The following is a 15,470-nucleotide window of genomic DNA, read 5'->3' on the forward strand; positions in this document are numbered from 1 at the left end:
ATAAGGATAAAGAAGGATGCTGCAAAATGCAAATATCTTGAAGCCGGATACCAGATTGGGGGATTGTAGTATTTGCAATCCCCCAATTTAATATATGCTTCCTAAGAGAAAAGAATTTTGCAGCATCTCCATCTTATATTATTTTAAACCCGGAAAGTAAGTATGCAGATTGGAACGGTCTACCTTTATTAACCCAGTGTATGTTTTTTCGGGAATGACGTCTGTAATATCTTCAGCCAGGTCTTTGATCTTCAGTGAAGAATGATTGATGTCATAGAGAAAATTGCCTCCGTAATAAGTGAAGAGAGAACGTTTTTGCCCGATAATAACATCGACTTCTTCGCTGTCAACTAATTTTAAATTAGCCGGTTCAATATCCATTGCGGTGACTTTGATATCTTTTTCAGGAGCATTATCCCGTATCCCCTGGGCAATACCACAAGCACTGTTACTATTAAAGCCTGAGAAACCTGCAATGTCGGGATAGGTTTCCAGTACCTGGGCAGTAATGCGGGCTGATTCATCTGAGTTGGCCATATCATCGTATTCTCCTACAATCGTAATGTCAGGATAATTTTCAATAACACTGTAGTAACCGGCGAAGGCGGCCTCTGTCGTATCGGCGCCTCCGATTCCCATTATAGCGATTTTACCCTGCCCTCCAATTAGCTTTACCATGGATTCTGCCTGTGCAACGCCAATATCGTACCAGTTGGAACCTACGAATGCGATTCGGGAAGAGGATTGTACATCCGAATCCACAGTGATTACAGGAATTCCTTTTTGAATGGCTTTATTAATTGTAGGAGCAAGACTTTGTTCCATTCCCAGGACCAGTATGCCCGCCGGTTTTTTGGCAATGGCTTCTTCCAGAGCCTCAATCTGTCCGGTGATATCATATTCCTTGGGCCCCATGATTGTTGTAGTGACATTTTTTTCTTCTCCGAATTTTCGGAATGCAGGAATATCATTTTCGGTAAACATAGGGTCTCCGGTCATAGTAGAAACCCAGATATATTCTTCCTTAGAACCTTTGGTCTGAGTGGAACTGATATCCGGTTTAATCAGGAGATAGAATTGGAACACTATAACTATGAAACTTAATATCAGCAGATACAGTAACATTTTATTTTTATCTAATTGCTTCATTCCTGCCTCCTCCGGATTGAATTTGTTGAATGTACTCATCAGGTGTTATGATATTGCACAATAACTTTTGAGCTAAAGTTTCCTTTCCATTATCAGAATGAAAGGAAGAAACATGGTAATTATTCCAGCCTGGATAGGGGATACTCAGACGCATTTGCTCCCATTCCTTTGAAATGGAGGAATTAATGGTATATTCCTGTATATTGGTAGTAGATTTGGTTTCATCAATATAGGATTTGACAGTATCATACCGTGTATAGTAATCCAGAAATTCCAAGCACATATCCTGATTAGAGGAATGGCTGCTGATACAGAGTACAGAATCTACAGGGGAACCCATGACATATGTCTGGTCTTCATTCTGAATATAAATTCCTGTTACCTGAATATCTATTTTCTGCATAATAGAATCAGATAATTGTGAAGTTACATCCTCCGATGTAAAAGCCATGGCATAGGAAGAATCCAAAAAGGCAGCAAAGGCCTGCTCATTGCTCATAGAAAAAAGGGTGTCATTTAAATAATTCTTATGGAGCATCTGATACGCATTAATAATGGATGTTTTTTCATCCGCGGAAGTCCCCTTTAGTGCTGGTTCAGAAATCAAAGCAGATAAGAAGTTCTGCGCTGTGCGGCAATCACTTAAACCTATTGCCAGTGGTGGAATATTGGCCTGGGATAATACTTCACATGCCTTATAGAAGTTTGGAATATTGTTTGGCGGATCTAAATCATATTTCTCAAAAATGGCCTGATTATACCAAAATTCCTGAAAATCACTTTGGTAGGGGATGCCATATATTTCTTTTGTACCTGAGACTGATTTCAGAAAATCAACAGGTTCATTCCAAAATCGGGACAACATGGAAATATCTGTAACAGGAGTTAAGAAATCAGAGTTTATATAGTCTTTATAGAATTCCACAGGTATCTCTACCAGATCAACAGAGGCATCTGTCTGCAGTTTGGAATTTAAGAAAGAAATATAATTTGTTTTGGGATAACGCTCTATATTAAGATAATAGCCAGGGTATTGTTTGTGAAATCCGTCTATGATTATAGTGGGTATCGGCTTCCATGTTAAAATGGATATGGTCTTACTTTCTGATACCGGCATATTTGTCTTTTGAATAGATATCAATGCAGTGTATACAATATTTATAAATATAAGAAGGGTGATAAGAGATAAAATCAATACACCAAACTTCTGGTAATTTTTAGTATTTTGCATAAAAGACCTCTCTTTAAACAAAAGAAAGATAGTAATGTTGACCATTTAATAATATAATAAAGGCATATAATATGCAAGAAATATCAAAAATAAGGATGAGGGGTAATGGGAAAAATACAAAATGCGTATCGGAATTTAAAGTTTGGAAATAAACTCATTGTAATCTTCCTGATTGTCATCATTTTACCGGAAGTGGTGTTAAGTGCTTTCAGTGCCTATCTGGGAAGTTATTCTTTAAAAAATAAGGTCATGAAGTCTACACAGGAAACCACCCGGCAAATGATTGATAATATTGATAATGAAATTAACAACACGATGAATCTTGCCATGCAGGTAACATCAGACAGGAAGTTAAAGGAGATATTAGCCCAAGAAAAGAAGGCAACCACAGCCTCTTATTATGAGGATGAACAATATATGAATAACCTTATAGATATGGCATTTGTTACTTCCTTTGCAGTAGAAAATATATACATATGCTCTTATAATGGAATGGTTTACACATCAGATAAAAATTATCTGAGTCTTAGAAAAGAATATGACTTTACCAGAACTCAGTGGTTCGCACTTATGAAACGCAGTGGGACCAATACCTTGATCCTCTCCACATATGACAGGGCTGCTGTTATTCAGGAAGGAGCCGAAAAGAAGCTGTTTTCTATTGTGAAAAAAATATATGATGAAAATAACAGAAAAGAAGTGGGCTGCATTATTGTAGATTTAAGCTGCAATACATTGGGAAATCTGCTCCAGGATATGAATAACAATAAGGGGCAGAAGGTGGTGATTGTTGACGACAATAAAACCATTGTTTATCACCCAGATTCCCGGTATATCGGAACACAATTCCGAAGTGATTATATCAGTGATGCCCTGATGCAGAAAAGCGGGTATCTGGAATCTGAAAAGGAGAACAAATTTGTAGCCTTTAGTACATCGGAAATAACAAAATGGAGTGTAATTTATGAACTGGAAGCAGCAGCTCTTCTTTCTGATATAAGGAATTTGAGAATTGTAATTATAGCAACTACTTTACTGTGTATTATTGTATCGCTATACCTTGCTTTTACTGTTAAAAGGTCAATGACTGAACCGATTACACAGCTGCAAAAGAAGATGAGACAGGTAGGAAAAGGGGATTTTGATATTGATGCTGATACAGGTACACAGGATGAAATAGGGCAGCTTTCCAGCTCTTTTGATAAAATGGTTAAGAAAACAAAACAGCTGATTGACAACGTATACCAGTCTGAAATCTATCAAAAGGAGGCCGAGCTTAATGCCTTGCAGGCACAGATTAATCCTCATTTCCTTTATAATACTCTGCAGACCATTGATATGATGGCTGAAGCAGAAGGTGCGGACAGTATCAGCGATGCCTGTCAGGCATTGTCTAAAATGTACAGATACTCCATTAACAGAGGCCAGGAATATGTTTCTCTGAAAGAGGAAATAAGCCATATAAAGAATTATATGATTATTCAGAAATTGAGGTTTGGTAAAAGGATAGACATATTCTATGAAATTGAGGAAGCGTGCGGTGAGCTGTTGATTGTAAAGCTTCTCATACAACCATTAGTTGAAAATGCGGTTGTTCATGGAATTGAAAATTCCATTGGAAAATGTCATGTAGTTGTCAGGGCGTACCAGAAGGACGAAACGCTTGTCATACAGGTGGAAGATGATGGCGATGGCATTCCCGGAGAGCGTTTGGAACAATTAAATAATAGATTGGAAAATTACTCCAGAAATGATATTGTCCACAAAGTAAGCTATGAGGGAACTCATAGCAGCATAGGGCTGGAGAATACGAATGCAAGAATTAAATTATATTTTGGAGAGGAGTACGGGATTAAAATAGGCAGCAAAGAGGGCGTGGGAACGCTTGTGGAACTGAACCTGCCTGTAAAAACAATGTAGGAGAGAGGAAGAAAATGTATAGAGTATTAGTGATTGATGATGAGGAAATTATCCGAAACGGTATTTGTAAAAAAATCAACAGATTTTTCCCGGAGCTGGAAGTAGCACCGGCTCAGGAAAATGCAATTGAAGCCTTACATTTTATACAAAATAATCAGGTGGATATTGTTCTGGTGGATATTAAGATGCCGATGATGAATGGTTTAGAGTTTATTGCGAAAGCAAAAGAATACAATCAGTTCTTAAAGTTCATTGTGATAAGCGGATTTAAAAATTTTGAATATGCCCGCACAGCAATTACTCTTGGAGTGAACGATTATTTATTAAAACCAATTGATAATGAAGAATTTAAAAAACAGATACAGGAATTATTAGGTGATTTAGATAAAAATAAAGAAAACCGGGCAATAGAGTCCAGAATTAAGACTAAGGCTTATGAAGGGACAACTTATAAGAAAAACAGATATCTTACAGAGCTGGTAAGTGCGGATGCGGAAATTGATACGACGGAACTGTTGGCGGACCTGAAGGAAATGGAAATTGTTTTTAAGCAAAAGAAATATGTTGTAATGACGATTATTGCAGGCAACATTAAAGAGATTCCTGAATTTAAAAATGTGTCCGGACTGGAAATCCTTCAATATGCTGTCTGTAATGTAATAGACGAAGTATTTGCAAATTGTGAAGGCCGTTCCTTCACCCACTTTAAATATGATAATCAATTTGTCCTGATTTTAAATACGGATACTACGATTGCGAGATATTTTTTAATTGAAAAAGCAAATAAATTAGTTACAATTCTGGATAATATTTATGGCTTAACCTTACATATTGGAATTGGGGATGAGGTGGAAGCGGTGGAAGATGTTTGTAAAAGTTACAGACAGTCGGTACAGAGTGTAATGCAGTGTAATTTGCCAAGTGTAAGTTCCGTATGTCACTTTTCCGAAATTAAAATAAAGAAAAGTGATATTCAAATTATTACAGGATTAAAAAAGGATCTTCTGGAAAGTTTTATTAAAACTCAGAATGAAGCAGAAATAAAAAAATGCCTGCAGGAAATATTCAGAGAAGCCGTGAAGAATAATTATGAGAATATAAAAATTATTTCTCTGGATATTTATTTTATAGTCTTAAAACTGTTGAAAGAAAATGAGAAAGATACGGATATAGCGTTAGCCATGTTTGAAGAGATTGAAGGGGCAATCAGTGCCAATAGCAGCATAGAATTGTTAGAGGGGTGGCTTGAAAATAAGTTGATTGAGGTCAGTCAGCTATTCTCAAAGAGTAAAAAAAATTATGGAAAGCCCCTGATTGAAGAAATTATAGAATATATAGAAAAGAATTACAGTAAAGATATAAGCCTGGGGGGAATCGCAAAGAAGTTCTTTATTAACACAAGTTATTTAAGCCAGTTGTTTAAAAAAGAAAAGAATATTAAATTCATCGATTATATTACAGGGTTAAGATTAGATAAAGCACAGGAGCTATTAGTGACAAGCAGTTTATCAGTGAATGAGATAGCAGGAGCAATTGGTTATAATGATGCAAGATATTTTAGAGAAGTATTTGTAAAGCACTTGCATATGACGCCTTCCCGGTACAGAAAAGAAAAGACTTCCGACTAAAAAAAATACAAAAATATTATAAAAAAAATGTACAGTTTAAAAAAAATGAATATGATAATATGACGTGTGTAAAGAGAAGAATATTTTTTACACACGTCATTTTTTGTGGGAACTTTAATAGAAAGGGGAGGTAAAGACATGAAAAACAAAGAGATTATCCGGGAGATTGAAAGAACTATTTCCATGGAGGCAAAAGCCATAGAATCGCTGCTGACCACTGTGGACAAGGAAAAGGTTGCAGAGGCAGTCGCACTGATTGGCAACAGCTCCGGAAAGGTTGTTATTTCCGGATGCGGGACTTCAGCAATGGCAGCAAGGAAAGGAGTACATTCCTTGAATTGTATTGAATGTCCTTCAGTATTCTTAACTCCGTCGGATGCAGTGCATGGAGGGCTGGGGGTGCTGCAGAAAGAGGATATTTTTATTTTAGTTAGTAAAGGCGGCGGGACAGAAGAATTAGTACATATGATTCCAGCCTGTAAAGCAAAGGGAGCAGCATTGATTGCAATTACAGAAAATGAAGAATCTGAGATTGGGAAAATGGCAGACATTTGCATTAAAGTAAAAATCAATCAGGAACCATGCCGGTTTAATATGCTTGCCACAGCAAGTACATTGGGTGTAATTTCAGTTTTTGATGCTATCTGTATTTCTCTGATGCAATATACAAATTACACAAAAGAACAGTTTGCAATCATTCATCCGGGAGGCGCAGTAGGTGACCGTTTGTTAGGTAAGGTGACAGAGGAATGAAAAAAGGATATATGAAAGCCGCGGTATTCAAAGACATAGAGCATATTGTGATTGAGGAACGTCCTATACCTGAGTGTCCCAGTGAAGGGGTGCTGGTGAAAGTAAATGCATGCGGAATTTGCGGAGGAGATATTAGGAATTATTATAACGGATTAAAGGATGGCATCAAAGATCAGATTATGGGACATGAGATTGCCGGAGAGGTAGTGGAAGTTGATCCGGGTGTCAGGCGGTTTAAGGCAGGGGACCGGGTTGCTCTTGCACCAGATGTAAGCTGCGGCGAATGTTATTACTGTAAAAGAGGACAGGTGAATTTATGTGAAAACCACCGTATGCTGGGTACACACTTTCCGGGAGGATTTGCAGGTTATATTGCCGTTCCAAAGATAGTTATGGAGCGGGGATTTATTGAACACATTCCAGAGGGCATGAGCTATGACCACGCCGCATTCGGAGAGCCGTCCTCGGGAGTACTGGCCTGCCAGGAGTATAATCAGGTTTCTTATGGTGATACCGTTATCGTAATAGGAGATGGCCCTGTAGGATGCCTTCATATGGAAGTGGCAAAAGCAAGAGGTGCGAGAAAAGTCATTATGCTCGCAAGGGGAAGAATGAAGCAGGCACAGAAATTTGGATTCGAGTACATATTCAGTAATAAGGATCCAAAAGAAGCTACGAATAAAGTAAAAGAACTGGTGGGCCCGGGAGCAGATATTGTAATCTGTGCGGTACCCAACACTGCGGCTCAGCAGCAGGCATTAGAGTTAGTCAGAAAAAGAGGAAGAATCATAATCTATGGCGGGGTCCCAAAATCAAATCCGATGACAACATTGGATTCCAATAAGATACATTATGATGAAATCATGATATTAGGTGCTTTTTCTTACCCATGTACAGGATTGTATCATGCACTCCAGGCTATTCATAACAAGGATATTCATGCAGAAATGTATGTGAATGGAAAAGTAAGTCTGGACAACATTGTAAATGGAATGGAAATGGTAACCAGCGGACAGGCAATAAAAGTTGTAGTTGATCCATGGATGTAGAAGGAGAAAAATATTATGTATGAAATTGATACAAAATTATTAAAGCTTGAAGCGGAAGGAAAACCAATCCATGTGGCCCTTATAGGTGCAGGGCAGATGGGCAAAGACATTGTCTCACAAATCTCTGAAATGAAGGGAATGATTTGTGATATTGTGGTGGATATCAATGCGGATATTGCAGTGGATGCATATAAGCAGGCGAAAACAAAAGAAGAAATTGTTGTAACAGATTCGCTGGAGGAAGCAGAGGCTGCCATTGAAGCAGGAAAAAGAGTAGCAACCACAAACTATAAGCTGGCAGTTGCAGCCAAACCAATTCAAAGCGTAATCGATGCAACCGGATCTCCTGAAATGGGGGCAAGGGTTACCACAGAATGTATTTTTTATAAAAAGCACATTGTTATGATGAATGTAGAGTGTGACATTACGGTGGGTCCAATCTTAAGAAAAATGTGTGAGCAGGCAGGAATTGTGTATTCATTGACGGCAGGCGATGAGCCGGGGTCCATTATAGAAGTGTATCGCTTTGCCAAAGCCTTAGGATTTGAAGTGGTGGCAGCAGGAAAGGGGAAGAACAATCCTCTGGACTTGTATGCAAATCCCGGACAGGAGGAATGGATGGCAAAAGCCGCGGCAAGGGATATGAACCCCCGCATGCTGGTGGAATTCGTGGATGGATCAAAAACCATGATAGAGATGTGTGCGGTTTCAAACGCAACTGGCTTAAAAGTAGATGTCAGAGGAATGCATGGCCCAAGCTGTAATGTCAAAGATCTGGCAAAAGTTTTCTCTTTGAAGAAACAAGGAGGGATCCTGGAAACTACAGGAGTGGTAGACTATGGCATCGGTGACATTAACCCGGGAGTTTTTGTTATCGTAACTACGGATAATAAAAGAATCATTGATGGATTAGTACAAAGAGATATGGGAGAGGGTCCTAATTATTTACTGTACAGACCATACCATCTCTGCTCCATAGAGACTCCCATTACCGCAGCGCAGGCAGTATTGTATGGTGAATCAACAGCTCATCCTATGGACCATCTGACTTCAGAGTGTATTACTGTTGCGAAAAAGGATTTGAAGGCGGGAGAAACATTAGATGCAATTGGAGAATATTGTTACCGGGCATCTATTGAACATGCATACATAGCAAAAGAAGGGAATATGCTGCCGGTGGGACTGGCAAAAGGAGCAGTATTAAAAATGGATGTGCCTGTTGATACGGTGATTACATACGATATGGTGGAACTTGATAATTCATCGGTATTACTTCAATTAAGACGTATGCAGGATCAGTTATTAAGATAAAAATGTATTTGGCCAAGGCCAGGAAAGGAAAGCTTATATGGAAAATAAAGTGTTAGTTGGTTATGCACCGACAAGAAGAAGAATTTTTAGTGCAGAGGATGCTCTCAAGTATAAAAAGCTGATTGCAGAAAAAATGCAGGGGCTGGAAATTGAATTTATTGATATTGAAGACATCAATGAGGAAGGTTTGCTGCGTTGTGCGGAAGATGTAGATGCAGTAATTGAAAAATTCAAAGGTGCAAAAGTAGATGCACTTTTTATCCCTCACTGTAACTTTGGTTCCGAGCATAGCTGCGGAAAAGTTGCGAGAGCATTAAATGTGCCGGTATTGTTATGGGGGCCCCGGGATGAGGCGCCGGAGGCAGACGGAAGCCGGCTGAGAGATACACAATGCGGACTTTTTGCAACAGGAAAAGTATTGAGGAGAATGAAGGTGCCTTTTACTTACATGCCAAACTGCAGAGTGGAGGACGAAAGCTTTGAAAAAGGGCTGAAAAACTTTGTTGCTGCGGCAAATGTAATCAAAGAATTCAGAAAAGCAAGAATTCTTCAGATTGATACAAGACCGGCAGACTTCTGGACGATGATGGTAAATGAAGGCGAGCTGTTAGAAAAATTTGGGATTCAGGTATTCCCGATCACAATGGTTGAATTTGCAGATAGAGTAAAAGATTTGGAAGCATCTGATAATCAGGATGTGGCTGATACCGTTGATTTTATTCATGCTAATATGGAAGTGTGTATCCCCGAAGAATCCGTACGGAGAGTAGCGGCATTAAAAGTTGCCATGAAATATTTTGCAGAAGAAAATCATTGTAATGCCGTGGCAATCCAATGCTGGGATGCATTGCAGCAGGCGCTTCATGTGATGCCTTGTTGTGCCAATGCTTTACTTACGGAGGAAGGAATACCGGTAGTCTGTGAAACTGATATTCATGGAGCAATTACGGCTATTATGGTTCAGGCAGCAGGAATGGGAGAAACTCCCAGCTTCTTTGTGGACTGGTCCGTACGCCATCCGGAAAACGAAAATGGAGAGCTATTACAGCATTGCGGTCCGTGGCCGATTTCTCTGGCAAAAGAAAAGGCAAAATTAGACAGGCCATTCGCATTCCCGGAACATTGTCCGGGGTCAGTGGTTGCAGAATTAAAGCCCGGTGAAATTTCAATTCTCCGATTTGATGGGGATAACGGAGAGTATGGAATGTTAATGGGTAAGGCGAAGACAATTGACGGACCAAAGACAATTGGAACATACGCATGGGTGGAAATTCCAAACTGGTCTAAAGTAGAAACTATGATTGTAAAAGGTCCTTATGTTCATCATGCAGTAGGTATTCATGGTGATGTATTACCGGTAATCTTAGAAGCATTGACCTATATTCCGGGAGTGCGTGCAGATTTTTATGATGGCGAGCAGGAGAAGGAAGTGAGAAATTTTTATTTCCAGTAAATAGTTAAGAGGTGACATATGTTATTAGGGATAGATTTGGGTACAACCGGTGTGAAAGCAATGGTATTTGATGAGGATGGAAAGCCTGCCGGGTATGGTTTTCAGGAATATGACATTATGTGTTCGAAAGCCGGGTACGCGGAGCAGGATGCGGAAAGTTTGTGGCTGCACACAAAGAAGGTCATATGTGAAGCGGCGCAAGAAGCCGGGAAATACATAAAAGGTATCTCGGTATCAGTGCAGGGTGATGCGGTCATCCCAATTAACAGCAAGAGAGAAGCCCTGGCATATGCACAATTGGGAATGGACTATCGGGGAACAAAAGAAGTGGAATATTGCAATACAACGCTTGGCGGAGAATACTTGTTTGGGAAGACAGGTATGCGCCCTCACCCGATGAATTCCCTGATTAAAATACTATGGGTAAAAAATAACCTGCCTCAATTATATGAGCGGACCTTTAAGTTCGTAACATATGCAGATTTCATCCTGGGAAAGCTGGGAAGTGATGAAATCGTGCTGGATTACACCATGGCAAGCCGGACTATGGGTTTTAATATCCATACAAAGATGTGGGACCAGGAGATACTCTCCCGGCTGGATATACAACAGGATAAGCTGGGGAGGGCGGTTCCTTCAGGGGAGGCCGTGGGAGTCATTGATAAACAGCTGGCAGAGGAACTTGGAATTCATCCCGGGGCCGTTCTTGTGGCAGGGGGACATGACCAGACCTGTGCAGCCTTAGGGGCAGGAATCGTGCATGAAAATATGGCATTGGATTCTCATGGCACTGCAGAGGTAATTTCTACAGTATTTCAGAAACCTCATGTAGAGCAGGCAATGTATAAAAGTTTCTATCCCTGTTACATTCACACAGACCCTGATATGTATTTTACATTTGCATTAAATCATACAGGAGGGGTGCTGCTCAAATGGTTTGTGGATGAATTCTGTTATGAAGATAAAGAAGCAGCAAAAGCCGGTCATAAACAGATTTACGATTATCTGTTTGAAAAATTACCGGAAGCCCCCTCCCCTGTCCTGATGATGCCGTACCTTAACGGCAGTGGAAATCCAACCTGTGACCTTAATATGAAAGGGGCATTTCTGGGTCTTACCATGACAACAACAAGGTATGATATTGCCAAGGCAATTCTTGAGGCGCAGGTATTTGAAATGAAATTAAATATCCATACCCTGAAGGATGGGAATGTAATCATTCAAGAATTAAGATGTGTGGGTGGCGGCGCAAAGTCGCCGGAAGGCTTACAATTAAAAGCAAATATTCTGGGAATGCCTGTATCAACACTTCAAATCAGGGAAGCGGCCTGTTTGGGAGCGGCCATGCTGGCAGGAGCAGCCACAGGAGTATTTGAGAATATAAAACAGGCGGCACAGATTGTAAGAATGGATAAAATATATCATCCGCAAGTGGAAATAGTGTCTCTTTATAAGGATCGGTATTTCCTTTATCAATCCCTATATGAAACACTAAAGCAGACGATGCATTCTTTGTAAGAGCATAAAAAAGAGGTGGAGGATGTTGATGACACAGGAACAATATAAAAGGGATATGGTACAGGCAGGCAAAGAGCTGTATGAGAAAGGGCTGCTTGTAGGGGCAGATGGAAATATCAGTATCCGTATTGGTAAAAATGAAGTATTAATCACAGCTTCGGGGATATGTAAGGGTAAAATGCAGGTACAGAATATTACTAAGGTAGATATGGAAGGAACTGTACTTTACGGTCAAAAACCGGCAAGGGATATTAGAATGCATTTGGCGGTATACAGACAAAGGCCGGAGATTAAAGCAGTAGTTCACGCACATCCTCCGGTGACAACTGGATATGCAATGTCGGAGGTTTCCTTTGATAAAGTAGCCCTGCCGGAGGTAATGTTTGCATTAAAAGGGATTGCAGTTACAAGATATACAACACCGACTACAATCGAAGTACCAAGAGAGGTTACAAGAGTCTTAAAGGAAAGTCCGAAAAGCGAAACAATCTTACTGGCAAATCACGGTGCTCTGACAATAAGTACCATAGATGTATTCGATGCGTTTTATAAAATGGAAATCTTGGAGATGTTCTCAAAAGCAAATATTGTTTCTAAAATTCTTGGTCATACAAGATACTTAAATGAGGAGCAGGTGAAGAATGTGAATAGATTAATACAGGGCGAACACCCGGATTCTGTTATCAGTCCGGATATAAAAGATTAAAAACGGGATGAAAACAATGATTGTTAAATGGAGGACGTATGGGAAACTATTTTATGGGATTGGATTATGGAACAGGCGGTTGTAAAGTTTGTATTATAGACGAACATGCAGATGTCCTTGCCTATGCTTACCGTCAGTATGCAATTCTGACAAATCAGGATAATTATTCGGAACATAAAGCAACAGATTACTGGCCCCTTACCTGTGACATGGTAAAAGAGTGTATTCAAAAGGCAGGGGTGGACCCAAAAGAAATCAGAGGAATAGGGACATCATCAGCCCTTCCCTCGTTAGTACTTGTTGACAGAGAGGGAAACCCGGTACACAATGCATATAATTTGATGGATCGAAGAGCAGACAAACAGGAAAAATGGCTGGTTGAACATGTAGGTGTTCAAAAAATCTTTGAATTAACAGGAAACAGAATTGAAGATCATCCGATTCTTGTGAATCTGTTATGGGAAAAAGAAAACCGGCCGGAGGCTTATAAAAAAATTTATAAAGCATTGACTATAGACGGATATATCAGATTAAAACTAACGGGAAAACACACAGCTCACCATTCAGCAGGCACATTCTATGGTGTGGCATATAACCTGAGAGAAAACAAGTTTGATGAAAAGCTTATGGAAGAGCTTGGTATTTCTATGGACCTGATGCCAGATTTCTATCGTTGTGAGGATATTGTGGGTGAAGTAAGTGAGCAGGCAGCATGTGAAACCGGACTTGCACAGGGAATAGAGGTAGCAGGAGGCCAGGTGGACTGTAATGCAGGCTGGATTGGGGGCGGGGCCATAGCAGCAGGCGATGTTCAGATGAATATTGGAACTTGCGGAAATATCGGAATTGTACATGAGCAGGAAGAATTCTTTGAAAATATGTTTAATATTAGATATACATCAGATTGTACCAAAACTTATATTACTGTGACAACAACTCAAACAGGGGGACAATCACTGCGGTATCTGAAAGAAAATTTTGGTGATTTAGAAACAGCTATGGAGAAGCTGCTTCCGGATTTTGATGCATATGATTATTTGAATATGGAAGCTGAAAAGATTTCTGTGGGAAGCGAAGGGCTGGTAGTTCTTCCATATCTCATGGGAGAAAGAACACCAATATGGGATAATGATGCCAGAGGAGTTATATTCGGATTGTCCCTGTACCACACAAAAGCACATCTGGTCCGGGCAATGCTGGAAGGGGTTGCATATGCACTGTATGATTCTTTCCGGATTTTAAAAGACAGCGGAATTCATATTAATTATCCTCTGGTTATGAATGAAGGCGGAGCAAAGAGCAGACTGTGGAGAAGAATTATTACAGATGTCCTGAACGTACCAACCGTTTTTGTAAAAAACAGGGTTGGGGCACCATATGGAGACGCATTGCTTGCAGGAGTAGCAACCGGATATTTTAAGGATTACAGCATTGCGAAAGAAAAAACAGAGTATGTGGAGCCAATGGACCCAATCCCGGAGAATCATGAAATATATATGCAGTATTTCGATATATATAAAAGCTTGTATGAACATGTAAAGCAGGACTATAAAGCTCTGAGTAAGCTGAGAAAATAGGAGTGGTCAAGAGGAAGAGTAATGAAAGATTTTGAGATGAAGTTAAACAGAATATACGGCTATCTGGAAAAAAGTAATTATGACGGAATGATTCTTGGCAGAAGAGATAATTTTTTCTGGCTCACCGGCGGAGAGGAGAGCGGAGTCGTACTTAATGCGGAAACAGGTTTTGTCTATCTTGTGATTACCAGAACAAAAAGATGGGCAGTTGCCATGCGGGCGGATATTGACAGAGCTATGCAGGAACAACTTCTGGGGGCAGGTTTTGAACCGTGTGAGTTAGACTGGAAATCCATAAGTAAAGAGGAGCAGGCTGTCAAATTACTGGAAGGGGGAAAAATTGTATCAGATATTCCGATAGAAGGAGCAGTTGCAGACCTGGAAGGAATCTACAGCCTGGAATATCCGATGACACAAACGGAGGTTGAAAGATATAAAGTCTTTGGAAGGCTTTGTGACCGTATACTAAAATATACAGCAGATAAAATCCGCGGTGGGATGACAGAAAATGAAATAAAAAGGATATTTATACAACAATGCGTAAAGTATGACATAGATATCGATGTATTGTTAATCGGAAGTGATGAAAGAATCTCACGCTACCGGCATTGTACACCTACAGATAAAGTGATTGAGAAAACTGTGCTCATTTCTCCGGCTTTAAGAAAAAAGGGGCTGCATGCAAATCTTGCAAGAATGATTTCCATAGGAGAGCCTGATGGAGAACTGCGTAAAAAGTATGATGATGTTTGTGAAATCCAGGCAAAGATTATTGCTGCAAGTAAAAAGGGAGTTCGATTTACAGATATTCTTAATCTGCAAGAAAAATTATATGAGGAAAAAGGATATGCAGATGAGTGGATGAAGCATTTACACGGAGGACCTATTGGATATATGCTTACCGACGGAGCCGCAATGTTCAATCCGGAGAAAAGGATGAGCGAGGGACAGGCATATGAGTGGTATGTTACAGTTACCGGGGCAAAATCAGCTGAGTTAGTTATGAATATAGAGGATCAGGTAACGGTAGTATCCCTTGGGGGATACTGGCCGGAGAGACAATACGGAGATGATGCTGAAAATACTGTGAGTCTGCCGGACATCCTGGTGTTGGAATAGGAAGTCATTGGAATATTTTAAAAGTTAAAAACGGAAAGAACCGGCCAGATTTAACC

General features: G+C 39.9%; 12 protein-coding genes. 10 read left to right on the top strand and 2 right to left on the bottom strand.

Going from position 1 to position 15,470, the window contains the following annotated elements; all coding sequences use genetic code 11:
• Positions 1 to 138: 138 nt before the first annotated feature.
• Both A8805_RS14040 and A8805_RS14045 read right to left on the bottom strand, forming a co-directional pair.
• Positions 139 to 1,149 carry a substrate-binding domain-containing protein gene (locus A8805_RS14040; protein WP_181392846.1) on the bottom strand — a complete coding sequence of 337 codons (1,011 nt, stop codon included), beginning with the start codon at positions 1,147 to 1,149 and terminating at the stop codon, positions 139 to 141.
• Entirely contained in the window at positions 1,133 to 2,380 is a 1,248-nt protein-coding gene (locus A8805_RS14045) for an ABC transporter substrate-binding protein (protein ID WP_181392847.1), read from the bottom strand. The genes A8805_RS14040 and A8805_RS14045 overlap by 17 nt, the downstream gene beginning before the upstream one ends.
• Before the next feature lie 105 nt (positions 2,381 to 2,485).
• Here A8805_RS14045 and A8805_RS14050 point away from each other — a divergent pair, with 105 nt between their 5' ends.
• The 10 genes from A8805_RS14050 to A8805_RS14095 all read left to right on the top strand — a co-directional run bounded on the left by A8805_RS14050 (position 2,486) and on the right by A8805_RS14095 (position 15,414).
• Entirely contained in the window at positions 2,486 to 4,300 is a 1,815-nt protein-coding gene (locus A8805_RS14050; protein WP_109712205.1) for a sensor histidine kinase, read from the top strand.
• A 14-nt stretch (positions 4,301 to 4,314) separates the two neighbouring features.
• Positions 4,315 to 5,928: a response regulator gene (locus A8805_RS14055; RefSeq protein ID WP_109712207.1), complete on the top strand. Its 1,614-nt coding sequence runs from the start codon at positions 4,315 to 4,317 to the stop codon at positions 5,926 to 5,928.
• A 138-nt stretch (positions 5,929 to 6,066) separates the two neighbouring features.
• Entirely contained in the window at positions 6,067 to 6,681 is a 615-nt protein-coding gene (locus tag A8805_RS14060; RefSeq protein ID WP_109712209.1) for a KpsF/GutQ family sugar-phosphate isomerase, read from the top strand.
• A complete protein-coding gene (locus A8805_RS14065) occupies positions 6,678 to 7,730 on the top strand; it encodes an alcohol dehydrogenase catalytic domain-containing protein (RefSeq protein WP_109712211.1) in 1,053 nt (350 codons plus the stop codon). Before A8805_RS14060 ends, A8805_RS14065 begins: the two co-directional genes overlap by 4 nt.
• Before the next feature lie 15 nt (positions 7,731 to 7,745).
• Positions 7,746 to 9,041, top strand: coding sequence for an NAD(P)H-dependent oxidoreductase (locus A8805_RS14070; RefSeq protein ID WP_109712213.1), 1,296 nt, complete (start codon positions 7,746 to 7,748; stop codon positions 9,039 to 9,041).
• Between the two features lie 37 nt (positions 9,042 to 9,078).
• Positions 9,079 to 10,494, top strand: coding sequence for an L-fucose/L-arabinose isomerase family protein (locus A8805_RS14075; protein ID WP_109712215.1), 1,416 nt, complete (start codon positions 9,079 to 9,081; stop codon positions 10,492 to 10,494).
• 18 nt (positions 10,495 to 10,512) lie between these two features.
• Positions 10,513 to 12,012 (top strand): FGGY-family carbohydrate kinase, encoded by a 1,500-nt coding sequence (locus A8805_RS14080; protein ID WP_109712217.1) that lies wholly within the window; start codon positions 10,513 to 10,515, stop codon positions 12,010 to 12,012.
• A gap of 28 nt (positions 12,013 to 12,040) precedes the next feature.
• Positions 12,041 to 12,718 (top strand): class II aldolase/adducin family protein, encoded by a 678-nt coding sequence (locus A8805_RS14085; RefSeq protein WP_181392848.1) that lies wholly within the window; start codon positions 12,041 to 12,043, stop codon positions 12,716 to 12,718.
• Positions 12,719 to 12,756: 38 nt separating this feature from the next.
• Positions 12,757 to 14,295 (top strand): FGGY-family carbohydrate kinase, encoded by a 1,539-nt coding sequence (locus A8805_RS14090; protein WP_109712221.1) that lies wholly within the window; start codon positions 12,757 to 12,759, stop codon positions 14,293 to 14,295.
• Positions 14,296 to 14,316: 21 nt separating this feature from the next.
• Positions 14,317 to 15,414, top strand: coding sequence for a M24 family metallopeptidase (locus A8805_RS14095; RefSeq protein ID WP_109712223.1), 1,098 nt, complete (start codon positions 14,317 to 14,319; stop codon positions 15,412 to 15,414).
• Positions 15,415 to 15,470 lie beyond the last annotated feature (56 nt).

Source organism: Faecalicatena contorta (assembly GCF_003149105.1).
In the GTDB taxonomy this organism is placed as follows: Bacteria; Bacillota; Clostridia; order Lachnospirales; family Lachnospiraceae; genus Muricomes; species Muricomes contortus_C.

Excerpts from the sequence above, each read along its gene's own strand:
- A8805_RS14040 (WP_181392846.1), bottom strand. The coding sequence starts at position 1,149 with ATGAAGCAATTAGATAAAAATAAAATGTTACTGTATCTGCTGATATTA.
- A8805_RS14045 (WP_181392847.1), bottom strand. The coding sequence starts at position 2,380 with ATGCAAAATACTAAAAATTACCAGAAGTTTGGTGTATTGATTTTATCT.
- A8805_RS14050 (WP_109712205.1), top strand. The coding sequence starts at position 2,486 with ATGGGAAAAATACAAAATGCGTATCGGAATTTAAAGTTTGGAAATAAA.
- A8805_RS14055 (WP_109712207.1), top strand. The coding sequence starts at position 4,315 with ATGTATAGAGTATTAGTGATTGATGATGAGGAAATTATCCGAAACGGT.
- A8805_RS14060 (WP_109712209.1), top strand. The coding sequence starts at position 6,067 with ATGAAAAACAAAGAGATTATCCGGGAGATTGAAAGAACTATTTCCATG.
- A8805_RS14065 (WP_109712211.1), top strand. The coding sequence starts at position 6,678 with ATGAAAAAAGGATATATGAAAGCCGCGGTATTCAAAGACATAGAGCAT.
- A8805_RS14070 (WP_109712213.1), top strand. The coding sequence starts at position 7,746 with ATGTATGAAATTGATACAAAATTATTAAAGCTTGAAGCGGAAGGAAAA.
- A8805_RS14075 (WP_109712215.1), top strand. The coding sequence starts at position 9,079 with ATGGAAAATAAAGTGTTAGTTGGTTATGCACCGACAAGAAGAAGAATT.
- A8805_RS14080 (WP_109712217.1), top strand. The coding sequence starts at position 10,513 with ATGTTATTAGGGATAGATTTGGGTACAACCGGTGTGAAAGCAATGGTA.
- A8805_RS14085 (WP_181392848.1), top strand. The coding sequence starts at position 12,041 with ATGACACAGGAACAATATAAAAGGGATATGGTACAGGCAGGCAAAGAG.
- A8805_RS14090 (WP_109712221.1), top strand. The coding sequence starts at position 12,757 with ATGGGAAACTATTTTATGGGATTGGATTATGGAACAGGCGGTTGTAAA.
- A8805_RS14095 (WP_109712223.1), top strand. The coding sequence starts at position 14,317 with ATGAAAGATTTTGAGATGAAGTTAAACAGAATATACGGCTATCTGGAA.